The sequence below is a fragment of the Salipiger sp. HF18 genome (assembly GCF_011806505.1).
Taxonomy (GTDB): Bacteria; Pseudomonadota; Alphaproteobacteria; order Rhodobacterales; family Rhodobacteraceae; genus Salipiger; species Salipiger thiooxidans.
Window position 1 is genome coordinate 1 of record NZ_JAATOS010000088.1, and the last position, 13212, is coordinate 13212.

A 13212-nucleotide genomic window follows, 5' to 3' on the forward strand; every position below is an offset into this window, starting at 1 on the left:
CTCCCTCGCGGGGGCCCGCCCTTGCCTCTCCACCCCGGGCCGCCCCCAAAAGGGACACCCCGCCATGACAATCGCTCCCCCCGCCGCCGAGCCCCGCCGCGCCATCGCGCCGGTGATCTGCTATCCGAACGACCGCCTGCCGCAGCCCGACCTCGGGCTCTACACGCAGGGGCTGGCCGGGGCGGAGCTGGTCGAAACGGTCATCGCCGCGCCCCGCGATGCCTGCTCCTTTCGCGTGACCGCCGGGCAGTTCTTTCGCATCGTGAGCGTCGACGGCCCGCAGGTGGGTGACCTCAACCTGTGGAACGCCGCCGATCTCTCGGAGCGGTTCTACTCCGGCAAGACCCGCGCCCTGCACGGCACCCACGTGACGACCGGTGAACGGCTCTGGTCGGCCTTCCCGCACCTGCGCCCGATGGCGACCATCGTGGACGACACGCTGGACTGGTACGGCATCGACGCCTTTGGCGGCTCGGTCCACGACGTGATCGGCACCCGCTGCGACCCCTACACCGGCAACCTGCTTTCCGGCACGCAGTACCACCATTGCTGCCACTCGAACCTGACCCGCGCCCTTGCCGACGCCACCGGCCTGCCGCTGCGCGAGGCCGAGGCGCATGTGCATGACGTGCTGAACGTCTTCATGTGCACCGGCTTCACCCGCGACACCGGCCAGTACTTCATGAAGGCGAGCCCAGTGCGTCCCGGCGACAGCCTGACGTTCTTCGCCGAGATCGACCTCTTGGGCGCGCTGAGCGCTTGCCCGGGCGGAGACTGCTCATCCGAGCACAGCTCGGACACCGCCGTCTGCCATCCGCTGAAGGTCGAGATCCTCACCCCCGCGGCGGGCGCGCTCGGCGACTGGCAACCGCCCGCACGCAACGGCTACGACCGCAGCCACGGCCGCTAGGGGAGGGGCATCGCCATCCGCGTTGCCTCCCGCGAGGGAGTCCGCGGAAAGCGATGCCTTGTTTTTCGTGAAGTCCGTTCGTGACGTTCGATGGGCGGCCCGAGATGGCCCCGAGATCAGCCGGCGAATGCCGCCTCGAGTGCGATCTGCACCATGTCGCCGAACGAGCTCTGGCGGTCCTCGGAGGGCAGTGCCTCGTGGCGCAGGAGGTGGTCGGAGACGGTCAGCACCGCCAGCGCCCGGACCCCGTGCCGCGCGGCGAGATTGTAGAGCTCCGCCGCTTCCATTTCGACGCCCAGAATTCCGTGACGCGTCATGATCTCATTGAGATCGGGACGCTCGTCATAGAAAACGTCCGCGGAATATATTCCGCCCACGTGATATATTGCGCCCATTGCTTTCGCCGATGCGACAGCAGCATTCAGCAATTCGAAATCCGCACAGGGTGCGAAATTGAGTTCGCGGAATATGCCGACGGACGGCGTGGACAGGGACGAGGCGGTCATCGCGAGGATGACGTCACGCAATTTCACCTTGTCCTGCATGGCGCCGGCCGAGCCGATCCGGATGAGGGTCTTGGCCCCGTACTCGCGGATCAGCTCGTTGGCGTAGATCGACAGGCTCGGCATCCCCATGCCCGATCCGTGGATCGTGACCGGGTGCCCTTGCCAGGTGCCCGTGAATCCGAGCATCCCGCGAACGCGGTTCACGCAGACGGGATTGTCGAGGAAGGTGTTGGCAGCCCATTCGGCCCGCAGGGGATCCCCGGGCATCAGGACCGTTTCAGCGATCTGGCCCGGCTGCGCGCCGATATGAACCGTCATCAGATTGCCAGATCGTCCAGAGACTTGCCGGACTCGAGTGCGGCCACCACCCAGTTGGGTTTGCGGCCACGACCGGTCCAGGTCTGGTCCGGATCAGAGGGATTGGCGTATTTCGGTGCGCCTTTCGAGCCTTTCGGTCCGGCGGCGGTGAGGATTTCCTCGAGCGAGAAACCGTATTCCTTGGCGGCTTGTTCAACCGCGCGCTTTGCGTCCGCCTTGCGGCGTGCATCAATCGTTTTCAGGGCTTTCTCGACGTCTGCCTTGAGCTGTTTCAGCTGGTCTTTCGACAGGGTGTCCAGATCAATGTCCATGCGTTTCTCCATTTTCGTGGAGAGCTTACTTCCCCATCTGAAATGTAAGCTCAAGATCCAGATTTGTGTCATCGCAAAGATTTGTCAAAAAATATGCAATCCGCTCACCGTTGAGGTGAGCGGGGAATTGCCAGTTCTATTTATGGGCGCGTCCGAAATTAAGACTTATTTCACTTTTTCGTCATGTCGAAATTTTGCGATGCCCGCTCAGGTAGAGGAATCGCCACGCATTCCGAGACAAAAGCGCCATTTTGTCTATTCCGCTGCAACAGCCTTGGAATCGACCAGAGCCACAATATCCATCATGATGGTGTTCAGGACGAAATCCTTGGGGGTGTAGACCTTCGCCACGCCCATTGCACGCAGCCTCCGGGCGTCCTCGTCGGGGATGATTCCGCCGACCACGACCGGCACATTGCCAAGCCCCTCGGCCCGCATTCTTTCCATCAGGTCCTCGACGAGGGGAATATGGCTGCCGGACAGGATCGAAAGCCCGACCACGTGGGCACCGTTCTTTGCCGCCTCGACGATTTGTTCAGGCGTCAGGCGAATGCCCTCGTAATCGATCTCCATTCCGCAATCGCGGGCGCGGAAGGCGATCTGCTCGGCGCCGTTGGAATGGCCGTCGAGCCCGGGCTTGCCCACGAGGAAACGCAGGCGGCGTCCGAGACGGTCGCTGACCGCATCGACGGCGTCGCGGATGTCGTCGAGCCCCTCGGTCTTGTTGCTGACCGATCGCGAGACGCCGGTGGGGCCGCGGTATTCGCCGTGGACGACGCGCATCTGCTGGGCCCATTCCCCGGTGGTGACGCCGGCCTTGGCCGCGGCGATCGAAGCAGGCATGACGTTGCGCCCCTCCTTTGCCGCCGCACGAAGCTCGGCCAGTGCCGCGGCGACGGCCGCGTCGTCGCGTTCTGCCCGCCAGGCGTTGAGCCGCGCGATCTGCTCCTGCTCGACGGCCGGGTCGACGACCATGATGCCGCCGTCCTCGCCCACCAGCGGCGAAGCCTCGCCCTCGGTCCACTTGTTGACGCCCACGACGATGGTCTCGTTGCGCTCGATGCGGTTCAGCCGCTCGGCATTGGCGTCGACGAGCCGGCCCTTCATGTAGTCGATGGCCTCGATCGCGCCGCCCATGGCCCCGTCGGCCAGCGCCGCGACCTTGGCCTCGACCGCCGGGTTGCCGTCGAAGAGATCGCCGTATTCCAGCAGGTCGGTCTCGTAGGCGAGGATCTGCTGCATCCGCATCGACCATTGCTGGTCCCACGGGCGAGGCAGGCCGAGCGCCTCGTTCCACGCCGGCAGCTGTACGGCGCGGGCGCGGGCGTTCTTGGAGAGCGTCACCGCGAGCATCTCGATCAGGATGCGGTAGACGTTGTTCTCGGGTTGCTGCTCGGTGAGGCCCAGAGAGTTCACCTGCACGCCGTAGCGGAAGCGGCGGAACTTCGGGTCCTGCACGCCGTAGCGCGTCTCGAGGATCTCGTCCCAGAGCATCACGAAGGCACGCATCTTGCACATCTCGGTGACGAAGCGGATGCCCGCGTTGACGAAGAACGAGATCCGGCCGCAGAGCGCCGGGAAGTCCTCGGGGGCGACGCGCGGCTTGAGCTCGTCGAGAACCGCGATGGCGGTGGCGAGCGCAAACGCCAGTTCCTGCTCGGGCGTCGCGCCGGCCTCTTGCAGGTGGTAGGAGCAGACGTTCATCGGGTTCCACTTGGGAACGTTGGTGTAGCAGTATTCGGCCACGTCGCCGATCATCTTCAGCGAGGGCTTGGGCGGACAGATGTAGGTGCCGCGCGAAAGGTATTCCTTGATGAGGTCGTTCTGCACGGTGCCCTGAAGCTTAGAGACGTCCGCGCCCTGCTCCTCGGCCACCGCGATATAGAGCGACAGCAGCCACGGCGCCGTTGCGTTGATCGTCATCGAGGTGTTCATCTGCTCCAGCGGGATCTGGTCGAAGAGCGTGCGCATGTCGCCCAGATGGCAGACGGGCACGCCGACCTTGCCGACCTCGCCCCGGCTCAGCACGTGGTCGCTGTCGTAGCCGGTCTGGGTCGGCAGGTCGAAGGCGACCGAGAGCCCGGTCTGCCCCTTGGCGAGGTTGTTGCGATAGAGCGCATTCGAGGCTTTGGCCGTCGAGTGTCCGGCATAGGTCCGGATCAGCCACGGCCGGTCTGCCTGGGGGGGGGCGTCACTCGGCTGGCGGTCTTTCTGAACGTCCGTCATGTCGGTCTCCGTGGAGCTGACCAGAATCTTGCTGGCAAGGTTGTTGCGTCCATGGGTGAATATGCGAAATATTATGTCTCGTCAATTCGCCGCGCTGCGGCGCGGTTCTGCCTGTGCGAGCAACCCTTCAGCGAAACCCTGCATTTGAAGCGTCGCATCTCGCGAAAATAGCGGGTTTTGCCGCAAATAGGCTACTCTAAAGCGTCTGAGAGCGCTGCGAAGGCTGCTTCCTCACCGGGCGCCCGGTGAGGCTGCTGGAAGTTTCTGCGTTTGCTCGGTCATAAAATTACAAAATGCACCTTCGTCGTTGTTGCATTGTTGCGCGGCCACCGCTATCTCATCTGTTCAAAGCCCGTCGATTCTGCACTGCGGCGCGGGCTTGGAGTGAAGGGAAACATGGCCGGCCGGCATGGTGCCAGCCAAATGGAAGGAGGACCCGATGGCTCTGGACACGCAAACCGGGATCGCGCCCTACGAGGCACCGGAGAAAGACCTCTACGAGATCGGCGAGATGCCGCCCCTCGGCTACGTGCCGAAGAAGATGTACGCGTGGGCGATCCGGCGCGAGCGTCATGGTGAGCCCGACAAGTCGTTCCAGAAGGAAGTCGTCGACACCTGGCAGATCGACAGCCACGAAGTGCTGGTTCTCGTCATGGCGGCGGGCGTCAACTATAACGGTGTCTGGGCCGGTCTCGGCATTCCGATCTCGCCCTTCGATGTCCACAACCAGGACTTCCACATCGCGGGCTCCGACGCCTCGGGCATCGTCTGGGCGGTCGGCGACAAGGTCAGCCAGTGGAAGGTCGGCGACGAGGTCGTCATTCACTGCAACCAGGACAACGGTGACGACGAGGAGTGCAACGGCGGCGACCCGATGTTCTCGCCCACGCAGCGGATCTGGGGCTACGAGACCGGCGACGGCTCATTCAGCCAGTTCACCCGCGTGCAGGCGCAGCAGCTTATGCCGCGTCCCAAGCACCTGACCTGGGAAGAGAGCGCCTGTTACACGCTGACGCTGGCCACCGCCTACCGGATGCTCTTCGGGCACCATCCGCACGAACTCAAGCCGGGCCAGAACGTCCTGGTCTGGGGCGCCTCGGGTGGCCTCGGCTCGTATGCGATCCAGCTGATCAACACCGCCGGCGCCAATGCCATCGGAGTGATCTCGGAGGAAGACAAGCGCGACTTCGTTCTCGGGCTCGGTGCCAAGGGCGTCATCAACCGCAAGGACTTCAAGTGCTGGGGGCAGCTGCCCACGGTCAACACGCCGGAATACAACGAGTGGCTCAAGGAGGCGCGCAAGTTCGGCAAGGCGATCTGGGACATCACCGGCAAGGGCGTGAGCGTCGACATGGTCTTCGAGCACCCGGGCGAGGCGACCTTCCCGGTCTCGACGCTGGTCTGCAAGAAGGGCGGCATGGTGGTGATCTGCGCCGGCACCACCGGCTTCAACTGCACCTTCGACGTCCGCTACATGTGGATGCACCAGAAGCGCCTGCAGGGCTCGCACTTCGCCCACCTCAAGCAGGCCGCCTCGGCCAACCGCCTGATGATCGAGCGGCGGCTGGATCCCTGCATGTCCGAGGTCTTCGGCTGGGAGCAGATCCCCGACGCCCACGTCAAGATGCGCAAGAACGAGCACAAACCCGGCAACATGGCCGTTCTGGTGCAGTCGCCCAAGACCGGGCTGCGCACCTTCGAAGAGGCACTCGCGGCCCGGGGCTAACCCGGCATTGAGCCCGCAACCGCAATACGCGCCCGCGAATCGTGTCGACGGTTCGCGGGCGTTTCGTTTGCGGGGGCCTGCAGGTCCAATGCGGTCAGGGGCTTCGAAATCGGCGCCTCACCATTTCTGGGGAGTTGGAATGCGCGAATTTTCAGGCGGTAATAGGGGGTGCTATAGTTATGTTAATCTTTTGTTAAGACTCTGCGGGGAAGGCTGACCATGCGACATGATTGGATCATAGACGTACTGACAGACCTGAAATCCTTTGCGCGCGCGAATGCGCTCGACGCATTGGCCGAGCAACTCGACGAGGCGCAACTCGTCGCCCAGGTCGAAATCGCGTCTGGTGCCGAGGGGGCGGGCATTGGGATCTGCGGAGGGGATTCCCGTAACGGGAGGGTTTCTGGAACAGCTTGAGCTGGCCGAGCGGCGTGAGGATCTTCAATCCGTAGCCGAGGCGTTGCGTGACCGGTTCAAGGTGGACCACCTCGTCTATCACTGGGTCAGTGCCAATGGTGAACAATATGGTTGCGGCACCTACGATCCGGTCTGGGTCGAGCGCTATCTCGAAAAGGGGTACCTTCGAATAGATCCGGTTGTTCAGGGGTGTTTTCAACGGTTTCACCCCGTCGACTGGAAACGGCTCGACTGGTCGTCCAAGGCGGCGCGGGCCTTTCAGTGGGATGCCATTGCCCATGGCGTCGGAAACCAGGGCTATTCCATTCCGATCCGGGGGCCGAACGGCCAGTTCGCGCTCTTCACCGTCAACCACAGCTGCGATGACGAGGCCTGGGCAGAGTTCACCGCGCTCAATCGCAGGGACATGATCCTCATCGCGCATTACTTCAACCAGAAGGCGCTGGAGCTCGAGCCGGGACGCCGGCCCGAACCCGCCCAGCCGCTCAGCCCTCGCGAGATCGAGGCAATGACCCTTCTTGCGGTCGGCTACAGCCGCGCGCAGGTGGCCGAGACGCTGCGCATCTCGGAGCACACGCTGCGGGTCTACATCGAAAGCGCCCGCTTCAAGCTGGGCGCGATGAACACCACCCATGCGGTGGCGCGGGCACTGTCCCGTGGGCTCATCGTCGTCTGACGCGGCCCGTAAGGGGCGCAGGTTCGGGGCGGGCTCCGGCCCGCCGGCCGGGAGGCGTGTCCGGCCCATCCGTTAACCATATCTGAGCGCACCGCGCATGGCGATGTCGGGTCGTTAACCCCGTCTGCGCAGCTTCTTCCCATCGGACTTCGCGAGGGAGAAGACGCCATGATCCGCTACATCTACGCAGACCAGCTCGACGCGTTCCCGCTGCTCAAGCGCAGCATGTTCACCGATCGCGCGGACCAGTTCCGCACCCGGCTCGGCTGGGACGTTGCGGTCGACGCACAGGGTGAGGAGCGCGACGAATATGACGGAATGAACCCGCTCTACGTGATCTGGGAGCGCCCGGACGGCCGTCACGGCGGCTCGATGCGGCTGCTGCCCACGGTGGGGCGCTGCATGGTGAACGACCATTTCCTGCATCTCACCGGCGGCGTCCGGATCGAGAGCCCGCTGATCTGGGAATGCACCCGCTTCTGTCTCTCGCGCGAGACCGGTCCGGGCGCCGCTGCCGCCCTGATGCTGGCGGGCGGCGAGGTCATGCAGGGCTTCGGCGTCGCGCATTACGTCGGGGTGTTCGACGCCCGCATGGTGCGGATCTACAAGCGCATCGGCGCCTCGCCCGAGGTGCTGGGCAGCCAGGGCGAGGGCCGCGAGCGCATCTCGGTCGGGCTCTGGGAATTCAGCGCCGGGGCGCATGCGCGGGTCTCCTCCAGCGCCGGCATCCCCGCCGCCATGTCGCGCGGCTGGTTCGAAGCCGCCTTCGGGGCGGGCGAGGTCCGGGTGCCGGTGGCCGCCTGAGGACCGCGGGGCAGGAGGCGCTTCGCGGCGCGCGCGGGTGTCCGCCTCACGAGGGGCCGATCGCGCGGCCCGTGGCATGAGCGTTGCCCTGCCAGAGACGATGCCGAAATCCCACCAGTCCCGAGGAAATAATCCACAGGTTGCATCTGCGTCGAGCCAGTTGTGCTATGCATGTATCGAGGATCGTCTGGCAGGAGATTTCCCCGATGCTGAATGCACTCCGTCTCACCATGGCCCTTGCCGTCCTTCTGGCCCTCTCGGCGCCCCTCCCGGCCCGGGCGGCGTCGGCGGGAGGGGGCATCCCGGCCTGGCTTCAGGCGCATGTGGGGCTCGGCGAGGGCCAGATCGCCCCCGTCGTTCTGCAGAGGGCCCGCGAGCTCTACCTGAAGAACCGGGCCAGCGGCGAGGTGCGCAATCCCTGCTACCTCGCCATGGACGCGACGCGGCCGAGCACGGCGCCGAACGGCGATCCCGGGCGGCGGTTCTACGTCATCTGCGAGCCTTCGCAGTCGTTTCGCGCGGTATCGTCGGGCTATGGCAACGGACGCAAGCTGCAGCGGGCGGATTTCTCCAACGGCCGGCAATGCGCCAGGAATTTCAGCAATGCCGAGGGGTCGAAGCTGACCATGGGCGGGCCCTACCTGACTGCCGAGACCCGAACGTCCTTCAAGGGCTACTACAGCCAGTCCGGCAAGCGGACACCGCTCTACCGCACCTTCCTGCTGTTCGACGGCAAGGGCGATACGGCGAACGCACGGGAGCGGGCCATCGGAGGGCACCCGGCGGTCTTCGTCAAATGGCAGTGCCGTTTCAGGGACCCGCGGAACCCGCACGCGGACGAGGAAGGCTACGTGCCCTACGGGAGCCTCGTGAACTACACCGGTGGCCGCAGCAACGGCTGCACCACGTGGTCGCCCGCGGTCTCGCGGGACATCCTCGCGCAGGTGGAGGGCAACCCGACGACGCTCTACATCTATCCCGAGGGCCGCGACGTCGATGCGGTCGCCAATGCGGTGAAGGCCGGGACCGCGCCGTCGCGCGCGGGGCTCTATTGGAACGCCGCCTGTCTTCAGGCCATCGGAGCCCCGAAATTCTGGTCGAAGCGGATGCTGCAGCCGGTGATTGACAGCTGGCGGGACTCGCTGCCGGAGCAGCCGCAGCGGGCGTTGCCGATCTGCAAATGAGTTTTGGCGGGGTGGGGGCGTGGCCGGGACGCTGCTGCGTTTTTTCCGTCCTGTGATGGGTGTGGGAGGTGGATTGGGAGCGGTCTTCGGTTGGTGTCGTTGTTTCGTGCGGGGGCAGGTCGTGCGGCGATGCCTTGCCTGCAGCGAGGATTGACCACCTGCGGTCGCGGTACCCGCGAGGGACGAGGGGGCGCTGCCCCCGTCCGCGTGCCGCGGACTCCCCCGGAGTTTATTGGGCAAGATGAAGGTGCGGGCGCCGTGCTCTCTGGCGTCTTCCGGCGCGGGACAGTAGGGTCCGCCGCATGGATCTTCCCGCGCTGACATTCTCCGACGACCAGGCCGAGGCCTGGGACCGCGTGGCGGAGATGCTGCGCGGTGCCGGCGTCGATCTCGACGACGGCGTGGTGCTGCCCGCCAAGGACGGCGCGGCCCGGGTGATGGCGGTCATGGGCAAGGCGGGCTCGGGCAAGACGCTGCTGCTCTCCGAGCTCTGCAAGGCGGTCGAGGCCGCGGGGGCCGAGCTTGTGTCGGGCGATTTCGAGAGCCGCAAGCGTCGCGAGAAGCGCAGCTTCGCGGTGCTGGCGCCCACCAACAAGGCGGCAAGCGTGTTGCGGATGCGCGGCGTGCCCGCGACCACCATTCACCGCATCATCTATACCCCGGTCTACGATCCCGAATACGAGCGCATCGCCGAATGGCTCACCGACCAGGCCGAGAAGCCCGAGATCGAGGGGCTGACCGAGGACGCGCTCGACCGCGCCTATGCCGCCTTCCAGGGCCACAAGTCGGTGCCGGCGGCGCTGGCGGCGGCGGGGCTCAGGGGCAGCGATTTCATCACCGGCTGGAAACGCCGCGAGGAGCCGCTGGACATCGGCTTCGTCGACGAGGCCTCGATGCTCGACGACCGCCAGTTCGAGGACCTGCAGGAGATCTTCCCCAACCTCGTGCTGTTCGGCGATCCGGCGCAGCTCGCGCCGGTGAACCAGTCCGGCAAGATGGTCTTCGACGAGGTGCCCGAGGAGCGCAAGCTCGAGCTGCACCGCATCCACCGGCAGCAGGCCGACAACCCGATCCTCGATCTCGCCCATGCGCTGGCCGATCCGTCGCTCGAGTTCCACCATTTCGAGCGCATGGTCGAGGAGAAGGCGGCGCAGGATGACCGGGTGGTCTGGGCGGGCCGGGTCGAGGTCGACCTGATGGCGCGCTCGCCGGTGCTGGTCTGGCGCAATGCCACGCGGATCCGCCTGATCAATGCCTTCCGCGCCGTGCATGGCGCGCCGGAGACCGAGCTTCTGCCCGGCGAGCCGCTGATCTGCGACGGCATCGAGCTGCCGCTGAAACACCGCAAGAAGCGGCTGGACCTCGAGGCGCGCGGGCTCATCAAGGGTGCGCAGGTGATCTACCTCGGACCGGGCCGCAAGCCCGGTTTCTCGCGGTTGCACGTGATGGGCGCGCCCGATCCGCAGGTCTCGGCGGCCTCGATCGTGAAGATCGAGAAGCCCGACGAGGAAGAGCCCTTCATCCCCTACGCGGCCCGCATGGGCGCGGCCTTCCTGCACGGGGCGGCGGTGACCATCCACAAGGCGCAGGGGTCGCAATGGGAGAACGTGCAGGTGTTCGCGCCGGATCTCTTTGCCGCGGCGCGCATGGGCCGGGTCGAGGCCGGGCAGCCGCTGTGGAAGCGGCTCGCCTACGTGGCGATCACCCGGGCGTCGGACCGGCTTTACTGGGTGGTGCGCAACCGGCTGGCGCGGCCCACGGGGCCGCTCGGCACCGATGATCTGAAGGCGCCCGCGGTGGCGCTGACGCTGGAACAGGAAGAGGCAGAGACAGGCCCGGCATGAACGACATCACCGATCCCCCCAGCCCCTTCGCGCAGCACCTCGGCTACGAGCTGGTCGCGTGGCGCGAAGACTATGCCCGCTACGAGATGCCCATCCGCCCGTTTCTCGAGAACCGGCAGGGCATCCCGCATGGCGGCGCGATCGCGACGCTGCTCGACTCGACCATGGGTCTGTGCGGGCTCTGGTCCGGCGATGCCGCGGAGCGGCGCATGGGGCTGACACTGTCGCTCAACGTCCAGTACATCGGTCAGGCGAAGGGCACGAAGCTGATCTGCGAGGCCCGCAAGACCGGCGGCGGCAGGACCACCTTCTTTGCCGAGGGCGAGATCACCGACGACACCGGGCAGCTCGTGGCCAAGGGCACCGGGGTCTTCCGTCACCGCCGCAGCTGAGGTCGCGACCGTGGAGCGGGTTCAGTAGCCCGCCGCGCGGTCCACCAGGTGGAGGAGGGGCTCGCCGGCCTCGCCCCGCCGGATGTTCTCGGCGATGACGCGGGAGGCGCTGGGCACGCGGGTGTCGGCGGCCACGTGGGGCGTGATCGTCACGCCGGGATGCGCCCAGAACGGATGATCCTGCGGCAGCGGCTCCTTGCGGAAGACGTCGAGCGTCGCGTGCCCGACCTGGCCCTGGTCGAGCGCCTCGACCAGCGCCGCGTCGTCGATCAGCGGGCCGCGCCCGGGGTTCACGATGCAGGCGCCGTGGGGCAGGAGCGCCAGCGTCTCCCTGTTCATCAGGTCCTGCGTCGCGGGCGTGTCCGGCAGCAGCAGCACGAGGATCTCGGCCCCCGCCAGCACCTTCGTCAGGCCTTCCGGGCCGTGGTGGCAGGTGATGCCCTCGACCTCGCGCGGGGTGCGCGACCAGCCCGAGACCGGGAAGCCGAGCCCGGCAAGCGCGCCCGCGCAGGCGGTGCCCAGCGTGCCGAGCCCCAGCACCGTCACCGGCCGCTCGGAGGCGAGCGGCGGCACCACCGGGTCCCAGCGATGCTCGGGGTTCATGATGTAGCGGTCCATCCCGAGGTGGTGCCGCAGCACATGCCCGGTGACGTATTCCAGCATGCCCTGTGTCAGGCCTTCCTCGTCGACCATGCGCGCGAGAGGCACGGTCAGGGTCTTGTTCCCGGTGATCCGCTCGACCCCGGCCCAGAGGTTCAGCACCGCCTTGAGGCGGGTGTAGGGGGTGAAGTCCCGGACCTCGGAATCGGGCGCGTAGACGATGTAGTCGACGGTTTCCGGTTCCGCCTCGCAACTTAGCGCGTAGTCGAGGCCGAAGCCGTCCAGCGCAGCGCGCAGCGGCGCCTCGTAGACGGCCCAGCGGTCGGCGCCGGCGGCAAAGAGAATGTTCGTCATGTCAGCGGGGCCTGTGGATCTGTGCGCTCTGGACCATTCCGAAGGCGATCATCAGCACCATCATTGCCGAGCCGCCGTAACTCACCAGCGGCAGCGGCACGCCGACCACCGGGGCGAGGCCCATGACCATCGACATGTTCACGGCAAAGAACAGGAAGAAGGTCAGGCCGATGCCCAGCGTCAGCAGCGAGGAATAGCGGTCGCGGTTCTGCATGGCGGCGATGATGCAGAACACGAGGACGAGCACGTAGAGGATGAGAAGGGAGATGCCGCCGACGAAGCCGAATTCCTCGGCCAGCGTGTTGAAGATGAAGTCGGTATGCTTCTCGGGCAGGAAGTTCAGCCGCGACTGGGTGCCCTGCATGAAGCCGCGCCCGGTCCAGCCGCCCGAGCCCATGGCGATCTTGGCCTGGGTGATGTGGTAGCCGGCGCCCAGCGGATCGGTCGAGGGGTCGAGGAAGGTGTCGATGCGGCGGAACTGGTAGTCCTGCAGCAGTTGCCAGCTGGTGCCGCGCGACAGGAAGACGGTGTAGACCGCGCCCACGCCTCCGGCGGCCACCACGGCGAAGTAGAGCCAGTGCACGCCCGCGAGGAACATCATCAGCGCGCCCGCGATCAGCAGCAGGAGCGCGGTGCCGAGGTCGGGCTGGATCAGCGTCAGCCCGGTCGGCAGCAGGATCAGCAGGATCGGCGCCAGCACCCAGACCGGGTGCGACACCCGCTTCATCGGCAGCCAGTCGTAATAGGCCGCCAGCACCATCACCAGCGCGATCTTCATCAGCTCGGACGGCTGCAGCTGCATGAAGCCGATGTCGATCCAGCGCTGCGCACCCATGCCGACGGTGCCGAAGAGCTCCACCCCCACCAGCAGCGCCAGCGCCAGCATGTAGATCAGCGCCGAGAGGTTGCGCCAGAGCCAGATCGGCACCATCGCCACGAGGAAC

At 66.1% G+C, this 13212-nt stretch carries 13 protein-coding genes; 8 read left to right on the top strand and 5 right to left on the bottom strand.

Annotated features, from left to right (window positions below):
• Positions 1–64 precede the first annotated feature (64 nt).
• The gene (locus tag HC022_RS10220) at positions 65–910 is read left to right on the top strand and encodes a DUF1989 domain-containing protein (protein ID WP_167452360.1); all 846 of its coding nucleotides are present in this window, start codon (positions 65–67) and stop codon (positions 908–910) included.
• Between the two features lie 116 nt (positions 911–1026).
• Here HC022_RS10220 and deoD read toward each other — a convergent pair whose 3' ends face one another.
• The 3 genes from deoD to HC022_RS10235 form a co-directional block, all read right to left on the bottom strand.
• Complete coding sequence (gene deoD / locus HC022_RS10225; RefSeq protein WP_008883455.1) at positions 1027–1734, bottom strand: purine-nucleoside phosphorylase; 708 nt, start codon at positions 1732–1734, stop codon at positions 1027–1029.
• Positions 1734–2045: an H-NS family nucleoid-associated regulatory protein gene (locus HC022_RS10230; RefSeq protein WP_008883062.1), complete on the bottom strand. Its 312-nt coding sequence runs from the start codon at positions 2043–2045 to the stop codon at positions 1734–1736. The genes deoD and HC022_RS10230 overlap by 1 nt, the downstream gene beginning before the upstream one ends.
• Before the next feature lie 255 nt (positions 2046–2300).
• A complete protein-coding gene (locus HC022_RS10235) occupies positions 2301–4271 on the bottom strand; it encodes a protein meaA (RefSeq protein ID WP_167452361.1) in 1971 nt (656 codons plus the stop codon).
• A gap of 439 nt (positions 4272–4710) precedes the next feature.
• On the opposite strand from HC022_RS10235, the gene ccrA reads away from it, so the two are divergent.
• The 7 genes from ccrA to HC022_RS10270 all read left to right on the top strand — a co-directional run bounded on the left by ccrA (position 4711) and on the right by HC022_RS10270 (position 11314).
• On the top strand, positions 4711–5997 hold the full coding sequence (ccrA, locus tag HC022_RS10240) for a crotonyl-CoA carboxylase/reductase (RefSeq protein WP_008883273.1): 1287 nt from the start codon (positions 4711–4713) through the stop codon (positions 5995–5997).
• A gap of 219 nt (positions 5998–6216) precedes the next feature.
• Positions 6217–6414, top strand: a complete 198-nt coding sequence (locus HC022_RS10245; RefSeq protein ID WP_089958599.1) for a hypothetical protein — start codon at positions 6217–6219, stop codon at positions 6412–6414.
• Positions 6401–7090 (top strand): autoinducer binding domain-containing protein, encoded by a 690-nt coding sequence (locus tag HC022_RS10250; protein WP_175583529.1) that lies wholly within the window; start codon positions 6401–6403, stop codon positions 7088–7090. The genes HC022_RS10245 and HC022_RS10250 overlap by 14 nt, the downstream gene beginning before the upstream one ends.
• 168 nt (positions 7091–7258) lie before the next feature.
• Positions 7259–7894 carry an acyl-homoserine-lactone synthase gene (locus HC022_RS10255; protein ID WP_008882996.1) on the top strand — a complete coding sequence of 212 codons (636 nt, stop codon included), beginning with the start codon at positions 7259–7261 and terminating at the stop codon, positions 7892–7894.
• Positions 7895–8100: 206 nt separating this feature from the next.
• On the top strand, positions 8101–9078 hold the full coding sequence (locus HC022_RS10260; RefSeq protein ID WP_167452362.1) for a murein L,D-transpeptidase catalytic domain family protein: 978 nt from the start codon (positions 8101–8103) through the stop codon (positions 9076–9078).
• A gap of 302 nt (positions 9079–9380) precedes the next feature.
• Complete coding sequence (locus HC022_RS10265) at positions 9381–10922, top strand: ATP-dependent RecD-like DNA helicase (RefSeq protein WP_167452363.1); 1542 nt, start codon at positions 9381–9383, stop codon at positions 10920–10922.
• Positions 10919–11314: a PaaI family thioesterase gene (locus HC022_RS10270; RefSeq protein WP_089958586.1), complete on the top strand. Its 396-nt coding sequence runs from the start codon at positions 10919–10921 to the stop codon at positions 11312–11314. The genes HC022_RS10265 and HC022_RS10270 overlap by 4 nt, the downstream gene beginning before the upstream one ends.
• A gap of 21 nt (positions 11315–11335) precedes the next feature.
• Here the strand turns inward: HC022_RS10270 and HC022_RS10275 are convergent, their stop codons facing one another.
• Both HC022_RS10275 and rodA read right to left on the bottom strand, forming a co-directional pair.
• Positions 11336–12268: a glyoxylate/hydroxypyruvate reductase A gene (locus tag HC022_RS10275; protein ID WP_167452364.1), complete on the bottom strand. Its 933-nt coding sequence runs from the start codon at positions 12266–12268 to the stop codon at positions 11336–11338.
• 1 nt (position 12269) lies between these two features.
• Positions 12270–13212: rod shape-determining protein RodA (rodA, locus tag HC022_RS10280; protein WP_167452365.1), on the bottom strand; the 943-nt coding region annotated here is incomplete at its 5' end.